Raw genomic sequence first — 19,986 nt, 5'->3', positions numbered from 1 at the left:
GTTTTCTACTAACAAGGTGAATTTCATAGGCAGTTTGCGGCATTCGAGGGGCGATTGCGCGTCTGCGATAATGCAGTCATAGGTACGCATTTGGGCCGGCCCGCTAACCCGATCAGCCCGGAGGGCCAAGCCTGCTATGGACCGGCGGTCGTTTGCCGGATGGCGAATCCCAGGCCAGCACCTCGATGCATTCCCGGTCGCCGCACAGCACGATGAAGCCTTGCTCCGTGTGCGCCTGAACCTGCCCGGCAAGCCCGATGAACCGCCTGGAATTCTTAACCTGTGCCGCTGCATCGATGCGGATTCGGTCACCCCGCCTGAACGTGAAGGCGCCCGGATAGGGATCGCCGACGGCGCGGATCAGGCGCAACAGGGCCGCCGCCGGTTGCCGCCAGTCGATCAGCCCGTCCTCCGGCGTGCGTTTGGCGCAATAGCTCGCCTCGGCGTGGTTCTGTACCGTCCGTCCGGCTCTGTCCGCCTCGACGAGAGCGGTTGCTTCGACGACCATCTCGGCCAGATTTGCCGTGTGCTTGGCGTAGAGGCTGCGTGCCGTTTCGTCCGCCGCCACGGCAAACAGCCGCTGGAGAAGAATAGGCCCGGAGTCGATCCCGTCATCCAGCCAGAAGAGGGTCGACCCCGTCTTCTCCTCGCCTTCAAGGATCGTCCAGGGAATAACGCCCCGACCACGGAAACGCGGCAGCGCCGCCGGATGGAAACCGACGGTCCCCTTTCGCGCGATCTCCCGGAACGGCTGCCGACAGACTTGTGACCAGCCGACGACGAGCGTGAGATCCGGACCGACCGCTGTCATGGCTTCGAGCGTCGCCGGAGCATTGATGTCGGTCACGTGGCAGACCGCGATCCCGGCGCTCCGCGCCAGGGCGGCAATATCCACGAAATCGGAATGGCGTGCCGCCGCTTCCGGGGGGAGCGTTATCACCAGGGCCGGGGCGCGCTTCGCCTCGATGAGCGCCTCCAGAGCGATCCTCGAGCTTTCGACGGCACCAACGAAAACGATACGCATGCTGCCCGACATCCTGTTGACCCGATATCCTGTTGATATAACGGCGACGGCTCACAGATAGCCGTAGCGTCTCAGCATCCAACTGCCCAGCCGCTGGAAGGACACCTGCTGGCGGGCCGGCATGCGCGTTCGCCAGGACTCGTCCTTGCTGAGGGCGATCGATGCATTCATGCGCAACCGGCTCCCCGCGACCTGGTGCCCCGGACATATGGGCTCGCCGTTTTCCAGCGACGAACCGATCTGGCTCAGGTCAAGCTCGAGAAACGCCCCGATCTGCTGCATGACCAAAGCCGGGTTGGACGCGAAATCCTCGTATCTTACCCGCATGACCCTATCTGGGCCCAACTGCCGCGAGAGATACTCGACCGCCAGATTGACGATGCTCCATCGCAAGGCCGTCCTGAACACGGGTTTGGGCCTGAGCTCCTTCTGCAAACCTGATTTCACGTCGCGGTCATAGCTTTTCATCATCGACCAGGCGACGCCGCGACCGTCGCGCACCACATGGATGACGCGCAGGTCGATGCCCGGGATCTTCGCGAGCGACATCGCTCTTCCCGGCAACTTCGAGGAATCGACGATCATCTGCTTGCCGGAACGCGAGAGCACCGTGCTGAACAGCCGCTTCGTATGAAGTCCATAGGACGTGAGTTGTTCTCCGGGCTCCGCTCCGCCAAGAGCTTTCATGAACACGGGAAGCCCTTCGAACTTTTCCTGAAGCGCACAATAATCCGCCATCAGTCTCGAATCCCATCCCTCGGACCACTCCTGGACGACTGCGCTCCAGAAGTCACAGTCGCGAACCGGCCGGCCGCATGCGCAATATTCGTTGTTCTGCCAGACGTGTCGCGTGAGCGCCGTTATCTCCCCCGCTCCCATCACGGCGGCATGCTGTCCCAGCGCAATGTCGAGTATGGTCGTGCCGCTGCGTCCGTAACCCGCGACGTAAGCAATGCGAACCGATTGCGAGGGCATCCTTAAAGCCTTCCGTGATGTTCGAGTCTGCCTTCAATATGAAGTCGAGCTAGCATTGCCTCGGGTTCCCACACGATCGCCTCATGCCGCCCCGAGGCCCGCGGGACTTGGGCTTGCGCCCATCCCCACGAGTTCGTCGTAGACCGCCGTAATTGCCAGCACGTGGCGCTCGATACTGAAGCGGGAGCGTGCCTCGGCGCGAGCTGTTTCCACTATGTGATCGCGATAGGCGGCATTGTTGAATAAGTCTGAACAGGCCCTGGCGAATTCATCCGGGTCGTCCGGGCGAACGAGCATGCCGGTCTCGCCGTCGACGACCACTTCCGGATTGCCGCCCGAGTCGGCGGCGATGACGGGTGTACCGAGCAGCATGGCTTCGATGAGGGTTCTCCCCAGAGGTTCCTTCACGGCGGTCACGAGAAGGGCATCGAGCGCGGCGATCCACGGCTCGCCCGGGTGGCGGAAACCCATGAAGTGAATGCATTCGCCGACGCCGAGCGCTTCGGCGCGCGCCCGTGCGGCGGCGTCAAGTCCGTTGAGCGCGTTCCCCAGGAACAGACCCGCGAACCGGATCTCCGGTTCCCGCCGTCGAAGGGCGGCAAGGGCTTCGACAAACAGGAGCGGCCGCTTGCGATCGACCAGGGTTCCGACGTATCCGATAAGCCTTGTGTCCGGGGGACATCCGACCTCGGCGATGACCTTGCTGCGAGCGTCTTCGCGTTCCACGCCGAGCAGTTTCGTGATGTCGAATGGACTGTGGACGACGCTGCATTTGTCCGCGGCCGAGAAAAGCCCGGGGCGCGGCGATGCGAAACGGGACACGGCCACGACCCGGCTCGGAAGCCAGGGCGCGATGCGCCGGAGCCCGAAGGAAGACGGATCGCCACGGTGGTGCCAGAGATGCTTCAAGCCTGCGAACCGCGCCGCAAGCCCCCAGACGAGATGTGTGCGACCGTCATTCGTGTGCACGATTGCGGTATTCCTGGCCCGCAGGAAACGCACGAGTGCGGGCAGGGTCCGCACGACATTGACGGCGGCGGCGCCGTTGCGTGCGCCAGCCCGCTCCAGGCGGTTTGAAACCGGAGCGGCTTCAAACTCGATGCCCTCGCGGCGAAACAGATCCGCGACCGGCCCGTCGGTGTCGTGCAGCACAACCAGGGGCAGAAAGCGGGATCTCGGGAGGTTTCGTATCAGTCCGAGCGCAGACAGGTGGCTGCCGCCAACGTAATCCCCTATGAACGGAAAGCATACGACAACCCGGTCGTCGCCTTTACCGATCGACTGGCTCTCGACCTCTCGAGAGCGAAAATCCACTACGGTCGAGGACGTCAATGCTTCAACTCCTCAAGGCGCAAGACGCGAAAACGTCCGTCGGGGCACGATAGTTTCGCCGTTTCGGGCAATGGGCGGCGGGCGCGAAAACGGCGTGATTGCTCCGGATGGCAATGGCGCACCGTCGCGGCTTGACCTGATTGTCGTCTGGCACGCCGCGCCCTTTGAATGAGGTCATTTCTCAAGGCCTTGGTTCCTCAGCCATCCGGTCAAGTCCCTTCCGACAAGGGCGCCGAGTTTTTCCGTTTCGGGCGCGTAATAATCAGCCATGCGCTCGCGCAGGTCGCGGCTGAGCGGTGCGTATCGAAGCTCGCCGGCGATCAGCGAGCGCAATTTCCGGAAACCGGCGTTCTGCCTGAAAGGTGCAACGACCGGCTTCAACGGGCGCAGGACACGGCGTAGCGCCGGGTTGACGACCGGTTCGGACTTGTCCTTCACCTTCTTTGCGAGCGGTTGCGGCGGCAGGTTGTCCTCGAGTTTCAGAAAGCTTCGGACCCGGCCGAGATGGGTGCGGGCATCGGCCTTCAGGTCCTCGTAGAGCAGCACGAGCAGCCGATCCGCGGGGAAGCGGTCGAGATAGGCCTGCAATTGCTGGAAATAGAGGCCGCCGTTCAAAAAGCGTCCGCCTGCGCCCTTGCGCGGGTCGAGGTACTGCGCGATGTCGCGCCCGACCTCCGCACGGCGATAAAGCATGCAATAGTCCGAATATGCCCGGTCCACGGGGTTGCGAAGCTGGGCGATGAGCAGGGCGTGCGGCAGCTTTTCCTTTATCCGCGCAGCGGCTTCCGGGACGTCCATGTAGGAGTTTGATTTCTCGCCGCGAAGCCGCCTGTGCTCCTGGCCGGCGAAATTGGAAAGGTACCATTCGTCGCCGCGGTCGTAGTATCGGCTGAAATAATGCACTTCGGGATCCGGCATGAATATGTCCGGATCCTGCTGCAGCGATTGCTGCAGCCATGTCGTCGCGCTTTTCGTTGCGCCGATGATCAGGAAGTCGATGTCGCGCATTTCCATCTTCAGGCCCCTTTTGCCGGATTGTCGGGCAGAGCGACTTGCTGAAGGCGATGGTCATGCACCGCCTTTCCCGCAAGGAGTGTCTCGTAAGGCGCGCTGATCCCATCGATATGCGCCCGGCTGCCGTACTTCACGAGCGCATGCTGCCGCGCCGAACCGCTGATCCGCGTCCATTCCCGACGATCGAACAAGAGCTTCTCGAGCGGCGCCACGAAAGCTTCCGGTCGTTCCGCCTCCACGAGATAGCCTGTGGCTCCGTCCTCGATCGCCTCCGGATTGCCGCCATGATCGGTGGCGATCACCGGTGTCGCAAGGAGCATCGCCTCGATCAGCGTCCGGCCGAAGGGCTCGTTGATCGCGGTGACGAGGAGGGCATCCAACGCGCCGATGCAGGGCGCCACGGGCGAGCGAAAGCCCATGAGGTGGATTCTGTCGGAGATGCCGAGCTCTTCCGCCCGCTTCCTGATGGCGCCTTCGAGCGGCGGCAGGTTGATTACGGATGCGCCGAAGACGAGGCCGGCGAGCGGAAAATCGGGATGGCGCTCCAGGAACGCATGTACCGCCTCGACGAACCGCAGCGGCCTTTTGCGCTCGACCAGGGTCCCGACATAGCCGACGAAGCGCGTATCGGGGCGGAGCTGCAGCTCTTCGATGAATCGCCGTCGGCAGGCCTCGCGATCCGGCAGCACCGACGGATGCTCGAACGGGCTGTGCAGCACGGTGATCTTGTGCCTGACCGGCGTGATCGGATTGGCTGGCTCGACGAAGTTCGACACGGTGACGATGTGATTGGCAAGCAGAGGCGCCATCACGTTGACGCCCCAGGCCTTCGGGGCGCCCCGATGGTGCCACACCAGCTTGGCGCCGGACAGCCGCGCGGCCAGCGCCCAGGTCGCATGCATTTGGCCGTCGTTGGTGTGCACGACATCGACCTTGTGATCGCTGAGGAAGCGGGCAAGCCTCGCGGTTGTCCGCGGGAACCGCAGTGCCGCAGCCAGACGAGCCGGCGTATTGCCGCCGTCGCTGCGCGAGAGTACCGTCACGTCCGGTGCGAAGGTGACCGGGAGGCCATGTGCCTTGAAGTGCTCTTCCAGCACCATCCCGCCTTTGTGCAGAACGACGATGGGCTCGAATTTCGCCCTGTCGAGACCGGCGATCAAACTCGTCGCCGAAATGTGGCTCCCGCCGAGGTCGTCTCCAACGAAAGGAAAAGCGATGACGATCTTCCTGAGACTCACGCAACTGTTCCTTCTAAAGGCTGCGCTCGGAAACCAGTTCAAGTCCGCTTGGGCGCCTATCGGAAATTCGATTGAGGGTGAATACGAGCCCAAACCTGCTTTCGAGCGAATACAATTACTAATCGAATGCAGCGCTGCTATTCCCGTTCGGCCCAGGCGAACGCGTCGGTTGGCACTGTTAAGTGGCGGAGCGGCGGAAACTGCGCTAAGAATTCAGGGAAAATGACCTCAGTTTAAGTGTTAAGCCTAAGCAACAATTGAGATGAAAAATTTCTTTTGGGAGATTTCACATGAAAAACACGCGGGAAGCAACATACTCCGCTAATTTTGGCGTTTCAATATGTCTCCATCAGAAACGCCTGCGCAAGCATGCGGAGAGGCTCGCCGGTTCGCGGCGCGCTCTCTGCGCCTGGCTGCTGGTGGCGTTCCTCTCCCCGCTTGGCGGCTCCGCCCACGCAGCAGGGCAGTCCCAGATCGCCTTTCCCGGCGCGGAGGGCTACGGCAAGATGGCTCTCGGCGGCCGGGGCGGCGCGATCGTGCCGGTCACCAACCTCAATGACTCCGGCCCCGGAAGCCTGCGGGAATGCGTCGAAATGCCGGGGCCGCGCAATTGCGTCTTTCGCGTCAGCGGGGTCATCCATCTGATCAAGACGCTGGCCGTCAAAGGCAATGGCCGGCTCTCGATCCTCGGACAGACGGCGCCCGGCGGCGGCGTCCTCGTGACCATCGATCGGGTTAACAGCGCAAAGCAGCATACGCCGCTGCTCGTCAAGAGAGCCGACGACGTCATCATCCGCCATATTCGTGTCCGGCCGCGCTTTTCCAATGCCGTGCGCAATGTCGACGGCCTCACGGTCGAAGACAGCCGGCGTGTCTATGTCGACCATGTCTCCACATCCTGGGCGACCGACGAGAATTTCAACGCCTATTCGAACACGTCCGACCTGACGGTCGCCTACTCCGTTTTCGGCGAGGGCCTCAACAAGCACAGCAAATGCGCATTGCTCGGTTCCGATCCCCGGATGCCGCAGAACATCAGCTTCTGGAGCAACGCCTGCATCTCCAATCGCGACCGCAACCCGGACGACAATCACTACGGCAAGTCCTGCATCGAGATCGTCAACAACGTCTTCTTCAATGCGGCATCGGAGTGGGGGGAGGTCTTCTCGCAACGCCCCGGCGGCACGCCGATTGCCTTTGTCGGCAACTACTTCAAGGCCGGACCGAGCACGAATGACGTGACCTATGCGATCAACTGGAACGATACGAACAGTGCCGCGGCGCCGCAGATCTACCAGACCGGGAACGTCACCTGGAGCCCGAAAGGCAAATCCGTCGTGCTGATCGCTCCGGACACGGAGCAGCACCTCGTCGACAAGCCGCCCTGTCCGCTTGCCATCTCGAAAGTCACTTCCGCGGAAGAGGCCTACGAGGAGGTCAGCCGCCGCGCCGGGGCCTTCCCCCGCGATGGCGTGGACGAGCGGCTAATCGAGGGGCTGGCCCCCATCGGGACCAAGGGAAGGGGAAAGATGGTCCGCGAACCGGGCGAACTGCCGGAGATCGCTCAGGGTGAGCCCTATGTGGACGCGGATGGGGACGGGATGGCCGACGGCGTGGAGAGCCAATTCGGCGCCAAGCCCGGCGCGAACGATGCCTGGGAGGACTCCGACGAGGACGGCTGGACCAATTTCGACGAGTTCATGCAATGGCTTTCCGAGGAGCGGGTCGCCGGACGCTATCCCCAATGACGGCCTTGGAACACCGATGCGCGATAGGCGTGTCGCATGAAGTGGTTTGAATGCGACGCGCCTCAAGAGGTGCTCAGGTCACGAGGCTGGGTTTCCGCCGATAGCTCACCATCATGGTCGACAGCCAGATCGAGGCCATGACGATGTGGGCGATATTCGCGCCCATGGCGCCTATGGCCGGAATGAGTGTCAGCGCGGTTGCGTGAAAGGCGACCGTGGAGATCAGCACGCTCCAGAGAATCTCGTTTTCACGCCCCATCGCCAGTAGTGCGGACCGGATGACCGCGCCGCAGAGCGTCATGGTGACGGCGATCGACTGGACGATGACCAGGGGGCCGGCGGCCGCGAAGTCGGGGCCGACGGCCAGGTTGAGCAGCGGACCGATCAGGAGATAGAGGCCGCCGACCAAGGCCAGGCCGAAGGCGAGAAGCAGTCCCTGCATCTGGTTGACCGCCTGGTGGAAGGCGCCGAGCGCCCGGGCTGCCCATGCCCGCGCGAGTTCCGGATAGAGGACCGCCTGGACCTGGACGCCCGCCTGCTGGGCGATGCGGCCGATGCGCTTGGCAATGTGATAAAGGCCGGCCGATGTCGGATCGGCGAGATAGCCGACCAGCAGCGTGTCGACCTCGTTGGCGCTCGAACGAATGGTGAGCGAGATATTGGCCGAGATCGCGAATTTCCAGAGACCTGGAAATTGCAACGTGATGCCGCTGAGGGAAGCGCGCGGCAGTCCCGCGAGCAGGCCTTGCCGACGCAGTTCGAAGAGCGACAGGAAGAGGAGGGCGAGCGCGCCGATCAGCTGCGCCGACATCCAGATCAGTGCGAAGCCGAAGAGGTCCGCACCGACGACGACGCCGACCGCACAGAGGACAACCCGCACGACGCTCGATACGACCTGGCCATAGGCGATCGCCATGAAGCGTCCGTAAAGGCGCAGCACTGCCGTGGCCATGCCGGAGATGTGGAACGGCAGGATGGTCGTATAGAGGATGACGAGGCCGGACATCTCCTTCGATATGCCGAGCCAGGGCGCGGCAATGAGCACCAGCAGGACGGCGATCAGCCATCCGGCCACCGCCGCGGAAACATCGAGCAGCAGGCCGAATTTGAGCAATGACTGCAATTCGGCGGTCCCTTCAGCCCCCCGCGCCTGCGCATCCGCGCCATATTTGATGAGCGGTTGCCAGGACTGGAAGCTGACGAGCCTTTCGATCGCGCGCGTATAGGAAAAGCACAAGGCGAGGACGCCATAGCCCTCGGGGCCGAGCGCCCGCGCCGTCAGCGCAAAGCCGGCCAGACCGATGACCGAGCTCAGCACGTTCCCCGTCAGCAGATGCGCAATATGCTGCAGGCGCTCCCGCAGGCTCGCCTCTCGGCTGAGGATTTTCTGCAATCCATTGATTTTCTTGAAAAGCTTCTTTTGAAATCCCATGGGACCCTTCCCACGAACGCCAATGACATCGTCACATGAAAATGCATTCGAACGCCGGCGTCGGTTACTTCTCCGGCGCGTCCGCCTGAAACGGGCTTCGGCCGTTGCATCCCCGCGGCATCCAAGGCCTTTGCAGCAGGCCTCGAAAGGTCCGCCTGCCGAACAAATTGATTCAATAACCCCTCAGCGCTATACGCCCAATCTGCGCAAAGAGCTGCAACGCGTTGAATTACTGCATAATTTCGTCCCGTCGCCATTTGCTGGCATCGGGAGTAGTAAAATCCTTTGACGTAGTAGCGCGTCGAAGAATATAGTCGGCGCATATATTTTGGTAGCGTTTTCTTTTATTGGTTTTCCGGAGGCTGCGGGATGGGTATATCACCGGCCACGCTCAGGACGAGCTCAACCCTTTGGGCAATGTGCCTGCTGCTGATCACCCTGTTCACGATCGCATGCTCGGTGGCGCTGGCGCCCCGCGCTTATGCCGGCGAATACCGGTTGACGACGGGCGACGTCGTGACGTTCGATTTCCTGGATGATGCCGAGCTTCCGGTGACTGCCACGATTTCGGGGGACGGTGAGGGGCAGTTTCCACTGATCGGCGCGGTCAGCGTCGTAGGGCTCACGATACCCGAGGCGCTCGAGAAACTCCGCAGCGAATATCGTCGCCGCGAGATTCTGGTCGACCCGAAGATTTCTCTCAACATCTCCACCTTCCGGCCGATCTTTGTCCTGGGCGAGGTCAAGAACCCCGGCTCGTTCCCCTACTATAACGGCCTGACGGTCGAGCAGGCCATAGGTCTGGCGGGCGGCATGCAGGTCGTTGCTGCGAACGCTTCGGACCGGATCGTCGCCCGAGCGCGCCTTCGAGGCGAGATCGAGTCCGCCAGTGCGCAGATCATCCATGAGGCCGTTTACGCGGCACGGCTCGCGGCGCAGTTGAAGTCCAGCGACAAGATCGACCTCAACGACGTTCCGGAGATCGCAAGCGAATATGTGAAGGGCGTGCCGCTCGATAGCGTCATCGAGATCGAGGAGAAGATTCTGAAGGCCGATCTGGCTGCCAACAAATCCCAGGCACAGATCCTTTCGGAAGGCATAGTCCAGGCCGAGGGCGGGATCGAGATCCTGAACGAGCTCGTCAAGCAGCAGAAGGAAGTCATCAAGAACAGCGAACAGGATCTGGAGCGCATCGGTGCTCTGCGCAAGCGCGAGCTGAACACCGAGAGCGAGCTTTCCCGTGCCAAGAACACCGCATCGGCGGAGAAGGCGCAGCTTCTTGAAATCTTCGCGACGCTTGCACGGTCGCGCCAGGAGATGAGCGAACTGAAGCTGCAATTGGCGAAGCTCGCCGCCGACCGCGAGAAGGATATCCTGACCCAGCTCCAGTTGCGGGAAATCGAAATCAAGAAGCTGATTACGCAGAAACACGCTGCCGAAGAGCAGATTCTCCTCATGGCCGCCGTGGCAGCCGAAGAAAGTGAGAAGAGCGAGATATCCTATACCTACGAGGTTCGTCGGAACCCGGTCGGCGGCAAGCCGACCAGCATGCAGGCTTCCCAGCTGACGGAACTGCTGCCGGGCGACGTGGTCGTCGTGGGCATTGCCGGGATGTAAGGACCACTCGAAGCACTATCGAAAAACACGTTCGACGCGCCAGGGACATCGAGTTGAAGCCCAATCGAGAGCAAGCCGTCACCGTTCTTGGTCTGCCGCCCGCCTTGGGGTCCTACCGCCTCAGGCGAGTGCTCGAATGCCTGTTCGCCGGGCTCGTCTTCGTGCTCTGCCTGCCGCTGATGGCTGTGACGGGGGTGGTGGTCCGGGCGAGCCTCGGGCGTCCGCTGTTCTTTACCCAGGCGCGCGCGGGCGTGGGGATGCGTGTCTTCACCGTGGCCAAGTTTCGCACGATGACGGATGCGCGTTTCCCCGACGGCACGCTCTTGCCGGATGAATTGCGGCAGACCGCTGCGACCAGGCTGTTGCGGCGGCTGCGCTTCGACGAACTGCCGCAACTGCTTTCCGTGCTGACCGGCGACATGTCGATGGTCGGGCCTCGGCCGCTTCCGGTGGCGACGATTGCGGCCTTCGGCGAATTGGGCCGCATGCGCTGCCTCGTTGCCCCTGGCATGACCGGCTGGGCCCAGGTGAACGGCAACACGCGGCTTTCGGACGAGGAGAAGATCGCGCTTGATCTCTGGTATGTCGCGCATGCCAATCTCAGGCTCGACGCATGGATCCTGCTGTTGACGCTGAAGACGCTGGTGACCGGCGAGCGCGTCCATGCGGGACGTCTGAAGATGGCCGAGGAGTTCCTCGCGCGTCGCGCCGCTGCGGGGGCGGAGCCTGCGGCGGCGGGCAGTATTTTTTGAATTTATTTCGCCAAGCGGCGCTCCCGATCGCAATAGGCGACGGAGCGCATGTGAGGCACCAAGGATATTCAAGGAGGTTTCATGCCGGGTTCGAGCCTTTCTTTCGGACGCACTCTGGTCTTCGCGCCGCATCCCGATGACGAAGTGCTCGGCGCGGGCGGGACCATCGCAAGGCTGGCGTCGGAGGGCGAGGAGGTCTTCGTCGCGGTCGTGACGGAGGGCAAGCCGCCGGCCTTCGATCCGGCCGAGGTTGCGAGGACGCAGGCGGAGGCAAAGGAGGCGCATCGCGCGCTCGGCGTGAAGGAGACCTTCTGGCTGCGGCTGCCGGCGGCGCAGCTTGCGGAAATGGCGCACGTGACCGTCAACGCCGCGCTGCTCGAACTCGTTCGCCGCCTGGCGCCGCAAACCGTGCTGTTGCCCTTCGTCGGCGACATGCACATGGATCATCAATTGACCTTCGCCTCGGCGCTGGTCGCCTGCCGGCCGCACCAGGCGGAATTCCCGAAGCTCATTCTCGCTTACGAAACCCTGTCGGAGACGAATTGGAACGCACCCTATCTGTCTCCGGCCTTCGCGCCGAATGTCTTTGTCGACATCAGCGATTATCGCGAAGCAAAGCTGAAGGCGATGCAGATGTTCGCTTCGCAACTGCGCGAGGCCCCGCACGAGCGCTCGATCGAGACGCTGAGCGCGCTCGCCACGCTCCGCGGCGCCACGGTGTTGCGGCGCGCGGCCGAGGCCTTCGTTCTGGTTCGTCACGTCGTTTGAGTTTCGATGAGGCCGGCCGGCGGACGCCTTCCGGCATGGGATGCTTTCCTGCGGCTTGCGCCTGTTGCGGCGTCATAACGGCGCCCGGCGCGAAGAATGAGGCAAGGACCTGGAGGGAGAGATGGGACGCTGGCCGGTTTACGATGAGGAGCAGATCGAGGACGTCGTGTCCGTGTTGAGATCGGGCGAGGTGAACGCCTGGACGGGGCCGCACGTGCGCAACTTCGAGGCCGCCTATGAACGATTTCTGGGCGTCAGGCATGCCGTCGCCGTGGCGAACGGAACGGTGGCGCTCGATCTCGCACTCTTCGCGCTCGCGCTCGAACCGGGCGACGAGGTGATCGTGACCCCGCGCAGTTTCATCGCTTCGGCGTCCACCGTGCCGATGGCGGGCGGGGTGGCGGTCTTCGCTGACGTCGATCGCGACAGCCAGAACATCACGGCAGAGACCATCAGGGCGAAGCTCACGCCGAGGACCAAGGGCATCATCGCCGTGCATCTTGCCGGCTGGCCCTGTGACATGCCGGCGATCATGGCGCTTGCCCGCGAGCATGGGCTGTGGGTCATCGAGGACTGCGCCCAGGCGCATGGAGGGGAAATCGACGGCCGGCCGGTCGGCAGTTTCGGCGATATCGCCGCCTTCTCATTCTGCCAGGACAAGATCATCACCACGGGCGGCGAGGGCGGCCTCGTGGCGATGAACGACGACGAGCTCTGGAAAAAGGCCTGGAGCCGGAAGGATCACGGCAAATCCTACGACGCGGTTTTCAACAGAGAGCACCCGCCGGGCTTCCGCTGGCTGCACGGGTCCATCGGGACGAACTGGCGGATGACCTCGATACAGGCCGTGCTGGGTTCGCGGCAATTGCAGCGTCTGGCGCAATGGCACACCATCCGGGGGCACAATGCGGGGATCCTCGCCAAGGCGGCCGCGGAGATAGAGGCGCTGCGCACACCGCTGCCGTCAGGCGGCATAAGGCACGCATGGTACCGGTTCTATACCTTCGTTCGTCCGGAGTTTTTGAGGCCCGGCTGGAGCAGGGACAGGATCATTGCGGAGATCAACGGGGCCGGGGTCTCGTGCTTCAGCGGTAGCTGCTCGGAAATTTACCTGGAGAAGGCATTTGCCGACATCGGCATGGCGCCCGCGCAAAGATTGCCGAATGCACGGGAACTGGGCGAGACGAGCCTGACGTTCCTGGTCGATCCCGCCCTCGACACGGCCGCGATGGAGAAGGCGGCTCATGTCCTGAGGGCGGTGTTTGCAAAAGCAAGTGCCGGGCAGGTGGCGCACCAGCCCGCGTGAACCGCCGACCGCGCTCTTGTGGCGAGTGCTCCCTCGGAGGCCCGCTGACCCGCGGGCCGCTTGCAGAGAACGCACATCACCGCTCGGCGCTCAAGGTCGACGGATGCGGTGCGCTGCTTCAGCCTGGCTGGAAACCGCGATCGGCCGCTGTCGGCATCAGGTCTTTCATCATGATCGGTACCAGGGTCATGGCACCGTAAACGCTGAGATGATCGTCGTCGGAGTAGAGCGGGATGCCGTTTTTCTCCACGGCGCAGACGGGCCGGCAGAGAAGCGGCACGGCGCTGACACGCTGTACGCCCGGATCCTCATCGGCAATCGCGAGCACCGCATTCGCCTTGGCACTCCGCTCCTTGACCATCTCCTTCGTTGGCGCGGGCGGCAGGTCGGCGTCGATGAAACGGCTGAGGCCGAGCGCGTGGGGGACCGACCAGCCGATCTCCGGAATCCCGTCGACGATGACGACGCGCCGGCCGGTATTGCGAATGGCCCGCACCGTCTTCAAGAACTCGCTCTTGAAGATTCCGTAGTTTTGCGCCGTACCGTGGCTCGTCTCCTCGAAATCGACGCGGTCGAGGATAGCGGCGCGCCCAGTCTCCCCGGGATAGCGCTTGCCGCTCGCCACCAGCGGCCAGCGGCCGCTGAGGATGACAATCGGAAAATCGTTGCCATGCTCCAGCATTGCCATGATGGCCGCGTTGAAGGCGGCGCAATTGTGGCTCTCTTTCTGGTCCAGCCGCTGTATGCCGAGGATCGGCGGGCATGCGCCCTTGAAGGCAACCGCCCCACCCCGGTTCTTTCCGCCCAGCAGCCGATCGAGGCCAACCATGATCGCTCCCGCATGGGAGTCGCCCCAAAGAAGCACGTCGTTCGTCGGCTTCCCGCCCGCACTGGCCTCGGCCCCGATGCGGCAGAGCCCGTCTTTCGGGAATTTGCCGTCGCATCGGCCGCGCCGCGTGTCGATGTCGCGGCTTTCCGAATAGGCAAGCCAAACATCCTTCGGAAGCCGCCCCGGAAACCCCTCGCGTGCGTTTATCACCGCCGACACCGCAGACAGCCCCGCCACACCGGCAAGGGCAGAGACGAGAATGAAGCGCGGCGAAAACCCGACCGGCGGGCGTCGGCGAAATGGCCTTTCGACGAAGCGCCAGCTTGCAAAGGCGCAGGCAAAGGACAGTCCAACGGCAAGCAGGGCCTGCGCCAGGGGAAGATCCAGCGTGCCGAGCGTCAGCCTGAAATAGACGACGAGGGGCCAATGCCAAAGATAAAGCGAGTAGGAGACGAGCCCGATCGCGACCGGGATCGGGCTCGAGAGCATGCGGCCGACCACCGTCGTTCGCTGCTCGCCCGACCACAGCAACGCCAGCGCCCCAAGACAGGGCAGCGCGGCAGCGAGACCCGGGAAGGACGTCTCATCGCCATAGAACACGACCGCCACCAGGATGGCGGCGAGCCCCGCCAGGGCGATCGCCTCGACGAGGCGCGCGTTTCGACTGGCTGGAAATACGCCGAGCGCGAGAAGGACGCCGAGACCAAGCTCCCAGGCCCTTGTAGGGGCGGAATAGAAACTCTCCTGAGGATGGGCGCCCGTCGCCCACACCGACAGCAGGAAGGACAGCATGCACAAGCCGACAAGCGCGCCGACCGCAGTCTTCCGAGGTTTCCTGAAAAGCCACCATAAGAGCAGCGGGAAGACTATGTAGAACTGCTCCTCGACCGCCAGCGACCAGGTGTGAAGCAAAGGTTCCAGGTCCGCACTCGGGGCGAAATAATCGGCGGTCGAGTACCAGAACCATATGTTCGACGCGAACACCATCGTCGCTAACGCCGAGCGCGCGAGATTGGTGAACATGTCCGGCAGAAGGAGAAACGCACCGGCCGCGAGGCAGATCGCAACGACGGTGAACAGCGCCGGCAGAATCCGCCGCGCGCGACGCTCGTAGAATTTGACGAGCGAAAAGCGTCCGGATGCAAGCTCCCGTTGGAGGATGCCCGTGATCAGAAAGCCCGAGATGACGAAGAATATATCGACACCGACAAACCCGCCCGAAAACCCGGCAATGCCCGCATGATAGAAAACGACCGGCAGGACCGCGATCGCCCGCAATCCGTCAATATCCTTTCGGTACTCCATTTGAGTATCCCTTTGAGCACCATTTAAAATATGAATTCGAAATAAAAACAGCCCACGTATAATACAAGCGAGCGATGGGTTGAATTCAAATGTGCTGCACCGCTAGCCGTTCAGGCGATATCTGGCTCGCTCGGCGAGCGGCACCGAAAAGCATGGAGGAGGAAACCACGGATGACGGCCACGCGTCAAGGTAGCATGACATCCGGCACACTCCGCAAAATGCAATTTTGGGCACGCTGTTAGTTCCTTAGGTTGTCGGAGGGCCTTTCTCGGCGAAAGGCCCTCTCTTTTTGCCCCCCCGCGCGCCATCCCGCGGGAATGGTTTCACGAGCAGGGTGGTGCAGCGCGTGCCGTCATGGACATGATCCCGCAGCAATATCCATCAGATGGTCGGCGAGGCGGTGCGCAAGCGCCACGGCGGTGAATGTCGGCGTGTCGTTGCCGGCAGTTGGAAAAACGGAGCTGCCGGCAATGAACAGGTTGCTGACACCATGGACCCTGCATTGGGCGTCGACGACGCCGCGGCGGGGGTCGTCGTGCATGCGTGTGGTGCCGATGTGATGCCAGGTCCACATCGGCCGCTCGAGCCGTTCCCATTCCTCCGGTGTCGCTTCGAGCCGGGCGATGCCTGTTCTCAGAAACTCTGCCTGGAGGATCTGGAAAGTTCGGCGCAGCGACGTCAAAGTCGACTCGGAGAGCCGCCAATGCAGGTCGATCTTGCGCAGACCGAAGCGGTCCCGGTGCCGCGAGAGCTTGACGGCGCTCTCGGCGCACGGCTCAGGCTCGAGGATGTGCTGTAGGCGGAAGCAGCGCGCGAGCCTCGCCGGTCGCGCCAGATGCATGATCGTCGTCCAGTTGACGGTCCGCAAGTTGCGAATGGAGTGCGAGACGCGCGGGCGCCGCTGTCCTTGCAGGCTCAAGTCCCGCAGCGAGAGGATCTTCGACTTGAGCGCCTCGATTGTCTCGTCTACCTGACCGGAGAACACGGGCTCCACCCAGGCCCGGTGGTTGAGCAATTGCTCTTCTTTCTGGGCATCGAAGGACAGCGTCAGGCCTTTGACCCTGAAGTGACGGCGCGAGCCCGGCCAGATCAACCGTTCCACCGTGTGGCGGCGGGCGATGCGGACGCGATCGAAACTCAAGAGTTCGGCGAAGGCATCTTTTTTCAGAGGGTAGATCGTGCCCACGGAAAAGCGCGGATGGTCCATGAAATACCGACCGACGAGTTGCTTCGGCGGACCTTCGAGTCCTTGGCTGAGGAGCAGCAGGCGCGCGTTTTCGAGCCCGCCGGCGGCCAGCACATAGGCATGTGCGGTGACCCGCAGGGTTCGGTCGTCACCCTGGTTGAACAGAACCGAGGCGACCGCGTGCCGGGCGCTGTCGAATTCTAGGTAGAGGGCGGTCGAATGGAGAAAAATGGTCGTCGACGGCGAGCGTTCGATCGTCGCCCGCAGGCTGTCGCCGAGCCGGAAATTGCGGCAGAGCGCCAGCCTGTCGCTCGCGAGCTTCGCCGAACGGCCGGCAAAGACGGTATCACGCGGACGCAGCTCGTCGACATCCGGAACGCCAAGCGTCTCCTTGGCTCTCTCATAATATGGGTGGAGATGATCGTAGCCGAACGGCCAGCCGCTGTCGTTCACCCAAGGGCGATATTCGAAATCCTGCTCATCCAGCGGCTTGCACAGGCCGCCCCATCCGCCCGCGCGCGTACTGCCGCCGAAGCCGCGCAGGCGGCTGGTGTCGAGCGGCGCATAAGGCAACCCGGAGGACTCGCCGGTCGCGAGGTCGGACGTGCCCGTAAAATTGGCATCGCCGCCGCTTTCGAGCACGCAGACGGTTACATGCGTGCCGGCGAGCGCAGAAGCAATTGTAAGGCCGCTGGCCCCGGCCCCGATGATACAGATGTCGAATTCAAATGCAGTCTCTTGTCCCGCCCGATTGACGATAACCATTGGGGCCACATCCTGATGGATTAACGGTGAGCCGCGATCGGAAATTCTTGATTTTGCTCAGCTTTACGCAAGCCTCTCTCGTAGAGGAGGCCAAGGTATCTTAAACAGGATTGTATAAAGTGAGAAATATTGTGAAATCTTCGTAGAGCAGAATTGAGACCGAAGCAATGGCTTCTCCGTCAAAACCGTGAGAGGCCGTTTCTCCGCAGTCAGACATGCAATCCCGTGCGCGCGACAAGGCCCTTGGCGGCGCTCGTCAGTTGCGTGGCGCACAATCGCTCGACCTCGGCGATCTGCGCCTCGTCGAGATAGTCGTGAAACCCCCCCGCCTTGCCGCGCCGCATGCGCAAGCTTTCCACGTCATTGCGATCATAGTCGTGGGCCGGGATTCCTTCTGCGCGCTCCCGGTCCTGCATCGCCTCGAAGCGTCCGGCCTCGACTGCATCCCGAAGCGCCGTGCGATCGATGCGGCAGCCAAGAAACCCGAGAACGGCTTCCGTTTGCCCTTCCGTATCGGCCGAGAGGCGCTCATAGCTCAGGACGAAATGGTCGCGGTTCGAGAGGCCCTCTGCCCAGCGGTTGAGATAGCCGATCATCGCAGGCATGCCCTGGTCGCGATCTTTGATGAAATCCGAAAGGCTGCCCTCGAAACGGTGTTTGTGCCGGGTTGCATGGAAATAGGCCGACACGATCACATCGCGCGGATCGCGGACCATCATCACGACCGGGCGCCTGAGAAACAGGCTCGCGCGATAGCCGAGATGGCTTACCAGGACCGTCGGTATCACGCCATTCTTGTCGCGGAAGCGATAGGCGGGAATTCCGCGCGTCGGGTCGAGATCGAAATTCGGCACGACCGAGAACATGTTGTGCAGGTCGATCGGCCCGGAGACGCCGGCAACCGAGGCGAAATAGTGCGAAAGAACGTAGCGGAACCAGGTGCGACCCGATTTCGGATAGGAGATCAGGAAACTGTCGGCGCGAGCCGCGTACGCGGTCAGCCGCACCCGCTTCTCCATCCGACGCCACGCGCGACCGAAAATGCTTGCCATTGTTCTGCCCTCGCCTGTCTCAGGCCAAATATAAATACATATATAGCCGCAACGCCATTGAATTGTTGCGGCGAAAATAGCTTTGATTGCTACTGCGGTGCGCAAGCGGACGTCATGCCAAAAATATTCTGTCGCGCCAATTGTTCAGCGCGGTTTCGCCATTCTCGAGCGAATGCCCGTCTTAGCAGGAAATGCTAATGAAAACTAATATTGATTCTCCGGATTCTTCCAGTAAACTGTCGCCTGCAATGTGTCTCTTTTGAAGTCGATTTCTTGAAAACATTTTAGCAAGTTGAATATGAAATGAAAAACACGCATCCTGTCAATAACGCACTTGCCATCGAACCTGAGACCGACTGAAGCGCGCGTCGCGGGGAAGAGCCTGCGCATGCGCTGACGCGCAGACGGAGTCTGCGCCGACGAGGCACGCGATCGGGCCGCCATCGGGCGGCCGGGGGAGGGCGATTTCGACATGAACATGAATGAGAGTGCGAGTTCCTGGTCGGTTGGCGTGCCCAGCATCGCCGGCGCGCGGATGACCATCGTCGTTCCGGCACTTGGCGCGGGCGGCACCGAGCATGTCGTCAACCTGGTCACAAATCATTGGACCAGCATCGGCTGCGCGGTAACGATCATCACGCTGGAGCCGCCCGGTGCCCGGCCGTATTATAATTTCGATCCCGGGATCGTCATCGAGCGGCTCGGCGTGCCGCCGCAAAGAGTGTCGAAGCTGCGGTCCGGCTTGCTCGTTCTCCAGCGAATTCGCCGGCTGCGCGCCGCCATCGAGCGCTCCCGGCCGGATTTCGTCATGAGTTTCCTGACGCGGACGAATGTACTGACGCTCATCGCCACGATGGGATTGGCATTCCCCGTCATCGTTTCCGAGCGCAACAATCCGGCATTGCAACCCTTCGGCCCTTTTTGGAAATGGCTGCAGCGCCTCTTGTATCCGCGCGCATTCGGGCTGGTGACGATGACACGGGGAGCACTCGATTACTTTCCCGAGAGGATGCGCTCCAGGGGCTGGGTGATTGCCAACGCCGTCGATCTGCCGGCCGGATGGCGCAAGAGACGCGGCAAGAAGATCCTGGCGGCCGTCGGACGCCTGACCCATCAGAAAGGCTTCGACCTGCTGATCGAGGCTTTCGCCCGGATTTCCGCCAGGCATCCCGAGTGGAAGCTCGTCATCTGGGGCGAAGGCGAGGCCAGGAAGTCGCTGGAGGCGCTCAGGAATGCATTTGGCCTCGAGGGCAAGGTCGAGATGCCCGGGGTGACCGAGCGGCCGGGAATGTGGGTGGAGACCGCGGACGTTTTCGTCCTGTCGTCTCGCTATGAAGGCTGGGGCATCGTGCTGCTGGAGGCCATGGCCGCCGGCCTCCCTGTCGTTTCCTTCGCCTGCGAATGGGGGCCGTCCGACATGGTGGAAAACGGCGAGGATGGCATTCTGGTCCCAGGCAACGACGTCGAGGCACTCGCCGAGGCGCTTTCCAGCGTGCTCGGCAACGCCCCGTTGCGCAAGCGCCTTGCCGCCAGCGCCGCGGCGAGCGCGAAAAAATACGCGCCGGAGCGGATCCTTTCGCAATGGGATGCCGTGGCGGCGTCGGCCCTTGAGCGACAGGCCGCGGGACCGGGGTGACAGGTC

The 19,986-nt window shown here is 62.5% G+C and carries 15 protein-coding genes; 6 read left to right on the top strand and 9 right to left on the bottom strand.

Going from position 1 to position 19,986, the window contains the following annotated elements; all coding sequences use genetic code 11:
• Window positions 1-112 precede the first annotated feature (112 nt).
• The 5 genes from ATB98_RS20615 to ATB98_RS20595 all read right to left on the bottom strand — a co-directional run bounded on the left by ATB98_RS20615 (window position 113) and on the right by ATB98_RS20595 (window position 5,583).
• The gene (locus tag ATB98_RS20615; protein WP_066877411.1) at window positions 113-1,024 is read right to left on the bottom strand and encodes a methionyl-tRNA formyltransferase; all 912 of its coding nucleotides are present in this window, start codon (window positions 1,022-1,024) and stop codon (window positions 113-115) included.
• 51 nt (window positions 1,025-1,075) lie between these two features.
• Entirely contained in the window at window positions 1,076-1,999 is a 924-nt protein-coding gene (locus ATB98_RS20610) for a sulfotransferase (protein ID WP_066876870.1), read from the bottom strand.
• An 81-nt stretch (window positions 2,000-2,080) separates the two neighbouring features.
• On the bottom strand, window positions 2,081-3,331 hold the full coding sequence (locus ATB98_RS20605) for a glycosyltransferase family 4 protein (protein ID WP_066876868.1): 1,251 nt from the start codon (window positions 3,329-3,331) through the stop codon (window positions 2,081-2,083).
• 174 nt (window positions 3,332-3,505) lie between these two features.
• Window positions 3,506-4,345, bottom strand: a complete 840-nt coding sequence (locus tag ATB98_RS20600) for a sulfotransferase family protein (protein WP_066876866.1) — start codon at window positions 4,343-4,345, stop codon at window positions 3,506-3,508.
• A gap of 2 nt (window positions 4,346-4,347) precedes the next feature.
• Window positions 4,348-5,583, bottom strand: coding sequence for a glycosyltransferase (locus tag ATB98_RS20595; protein ID WP_153435395.1), 1,236 nt, complete (start codon window positions 5,581-5,583; stop codon window positions 4,348-4,350).
• Window positions 5,584-5,873: 290 nt separating this feature from the next.
• Here ATB98_RS20595 and ATB98_RS20590 point away from each other — a divergent pair, with 290 nt between their 5' ends.
• Complete coding sequence (locus ATB98_RS20590; protein ID WP_084435634.1) at window positions 5,874-7,331, top strand: pectate lyase family protein; 1,458 nt, start codon at window positions 5,874-5,876, stop codon at window positions 7,329-7,331.
• A gap of 73 nt (window positions 7,332-7,404) precedes the next feature.
• Here the strand turns inward: ATB98_RS20590 and ATB98_RS20585 are convergent, their stop codons facing one another.
• Window positions 7,405-8,763 (bottom strand): lipopolysaccharide biosynthesis protein, encoded by a 1,359-nt coding sequence (locus ATB98_RS20585; protein ID WP_066876864.1) that lies wholly within the window; start codon window positions 8,761-8,763, stop codon window positions 7,405-7,407.
• Window positions 8,764-9,132: 369 nt separating this feature from the next.
• On the opposite strand from ATB98_RS20585, the gene ATB98_RS20580 reads away from it, so the two are divergent.
• The 4 genes from ATB98_RS20580 to ATB98_RS20565 all read left to right on the top strand — a co-directional run bounded on the left by ATB98_RS20580 (window position 9,133) and on the right by ATB98_RS20565 (window position 13,206).
• Window positions 9,133-10,380, top strand: a complete 1,248-nt coding sequence (locus tag ATB98_RS20580; RefSeq protein WP_066876863.1) for a polysaccharide biosynthesis/export family protein — start codon at window positions 9,133-9,135, stop codon at window positions 10,378-10,380.
• A 53-nt stretch (window positions 10,381-10,433) separates the two neighbouring features.
• Window positions 10,434-11,132, top strand: coding sequence for a sugar transferase (locus ATB98_RS20575; protein WP_066876861.1), 699 nt, complete (start codon window positions 10,434-10,436; stop codon window positions 11,130-11,132).
• Between the two features lie 81 nt (window positions 11,133-11,213).
• A complete protein-coding gene (locus ATB98_RS20570) occupies window positions 11,214-11,900 on the top strand; it encodes a PIG-L deacetylase family protein (RefSeq protein ID WP_066876859.1) in 687 nt (228 codons plus the stop codon).
• A 121-nt stretch (window positions 11,901-12,021) separates the two neighbouring features.
• Entirely contained in the window at window positions 12,022-13,206 is a 1,185-nt protein-coding gene (locus tag ATB98_RS20565) for a DegT/DnrJ/EryC1/StrS aminotransferase family protein (RefSeq protein ID WP_066876857.1), read from the top strand.
• Between the two features lie 118 nt (window positions 13,207-13,324).
• On the opposite strand, the gene ATB98_RS20560 is transcribed toward ATB98_RS20565, so the two are convergent.
• From ATB98_RS20560 to ATB98_RS20550, 3 genes are all read right to left on the bottom strand, one after another.
• Window positions 13,325-15,340 carry an acyltransferase family protein gene (locus ATB98_RS20560; RefSeq protein WP_066876854.1) on the bottom strand — a complete coding sequence of 672 codons (2,016 nt, stop codon included), beginning with the start codon at window positions 15,338-15,340 and terminating at the stop codon, window positions 13,325-13,327.
• A gap of 353 nt (window positions 15,341-15,693) precedes the next feature.
• Window positions 15,694-17,292, bottom strand: a complete 1,599-nt coding sequence (locus tag ATB98_RS20555) for an FAD-dependent oxidoreductase (protein ID WP_066876852.1) — start codon at window positions 17,290-17,292, stop codon at window positions 15,694-15,696.
• Window positions 17,293-17,501: 209 nt separating this feature from the next.
• A complete protein-coding gene (locus ATB98_RS20550) occupies window positions 17,502-18,344 on the bottom strand; it encodes a sulfotransferase domain-containing protein (RefSeq protein WP_066876850.1) in 843 nt (280 codons plus the stop codon).
• Window positions 18,345-18,822: 478 nt separating this feature from the next.
• Between ATB98_RS20550 and ATB98_RS20545 the strand changes: the two genes are divergently transcribed.
• The gene (locus ATB98_RS20545) at window positions 18,823-19,980 is read left to right on the top strand and encodes a glycosyltransferase family 4 protein (RefSeq protein WP_066877406.1); all 1,158 of its coding nucleotides are present in this window, start codon (window positions 18,823-18,825) and stop codon (window positions 19,978-19,980) included.
• Window positions 19,981-19,986: the final 6 nt, after the last annotated feature.

The sequence above is a fragment of the Sinorhizobium saheli genome, from assembly GCF_001651875.1.
In the GTDB taxonomy this organism is placed as follows: Bacteria; Pseudomonadota; Alphaproteobacteria; order Rhizobiales; family Rhizobiaceae; genus Sinorhizobium; species Sinorhizobium saheli.
This window is presented reverse-complemented; position numbering and strand designations above follow the sequence as displayed.

Bases quoted from the DNA above. Each gene is read 5' to 3' on its own strand.
- ATB98_RS20615 (WP_066877411.1), bottom strand. From the start codon at position 1,024: ATGCGTATCGTTTTCGTTGGTGCCGTCGAAAGCTCGAGGATCGCTCTG.
- ATB98_RS20610 (WP_066876870.1), bottom strand. From the start codon at position 1,999: ATGCCCTCGCAATCGGTTCGCATTGCTTACGTCGCGGGTTACGGACGC.
- ATB98_RS20600 (WP_066876866.1), bottom strand. From the start codon at position 4,345: ATGGAAATGCGCGACATCGACTTCCTGATCATCGGCGCAACGAAAAGC.
- ATB98_RS20590 (WP_084435634.1), top strand. From the start codon at position 5,874: ATGAAAAACACGCGGGAAGCAACATACTCCGCTAATTTTGGCGTTTCA.
- ATB98_RS20585 (WP_066876864.1), bottom strand. From the start codon at position 8,763: ATGGGATTTCAAAAGAAGCTTTTCAAGAAAATCAATGGATTGCAGAAA.
- ATB98_RS20580 (WP_066876863.1), top strand. From the start codon at position 9,133: ATGGGTATATCACCGGCCACGCTCAGGACGAGCTCAACCCTTTGGGCA.
- ATB98_RS20570 (WP_066876859.1), top strand. From the start codon at position 11,214: ATGCCGGGTTCGAGCCTTTCTTTCGGACGCACTCTGGTCTTCGCGCCG.
- ATB98_RS20565 (WP_066876857.1), top strand. From the start codon at position 12,022: ATGGGACGCTGGCCGGTTTACGATGAGGAGCAGATCGAGGACGTCGTG.
- ATB98_RS20560 (WP_066876854.1), bottom strand. From the start codon at position 15,340: ATGGAGTACCGAAAGGATATTGACGGATTGCGGGCGATCGCGGTCCTG.
- ATB98_RS20555 (WP_066876852.1), bottom strand. From the start codon at position 17,292: ATGGTTATCGTCAATCGGGCGGGACAAGAGACTGCATTTGAATTCGAC.
- ATB98_RS20550 (WP_066876850.1), bottom strand. From the start codon at position 18,344: ATGGCAAGCATTTTCGGTCGCGCGTGGCGTCGGATGGAGAAGCGGGTG.
- ATB98_RS20545 (WP_066877406.1), top strand. From the start codon at position 18,823: ATGAATGAGAGTGCGAGTTCCTGGTCGGTTGGCGTGCCCAGCATCGCC.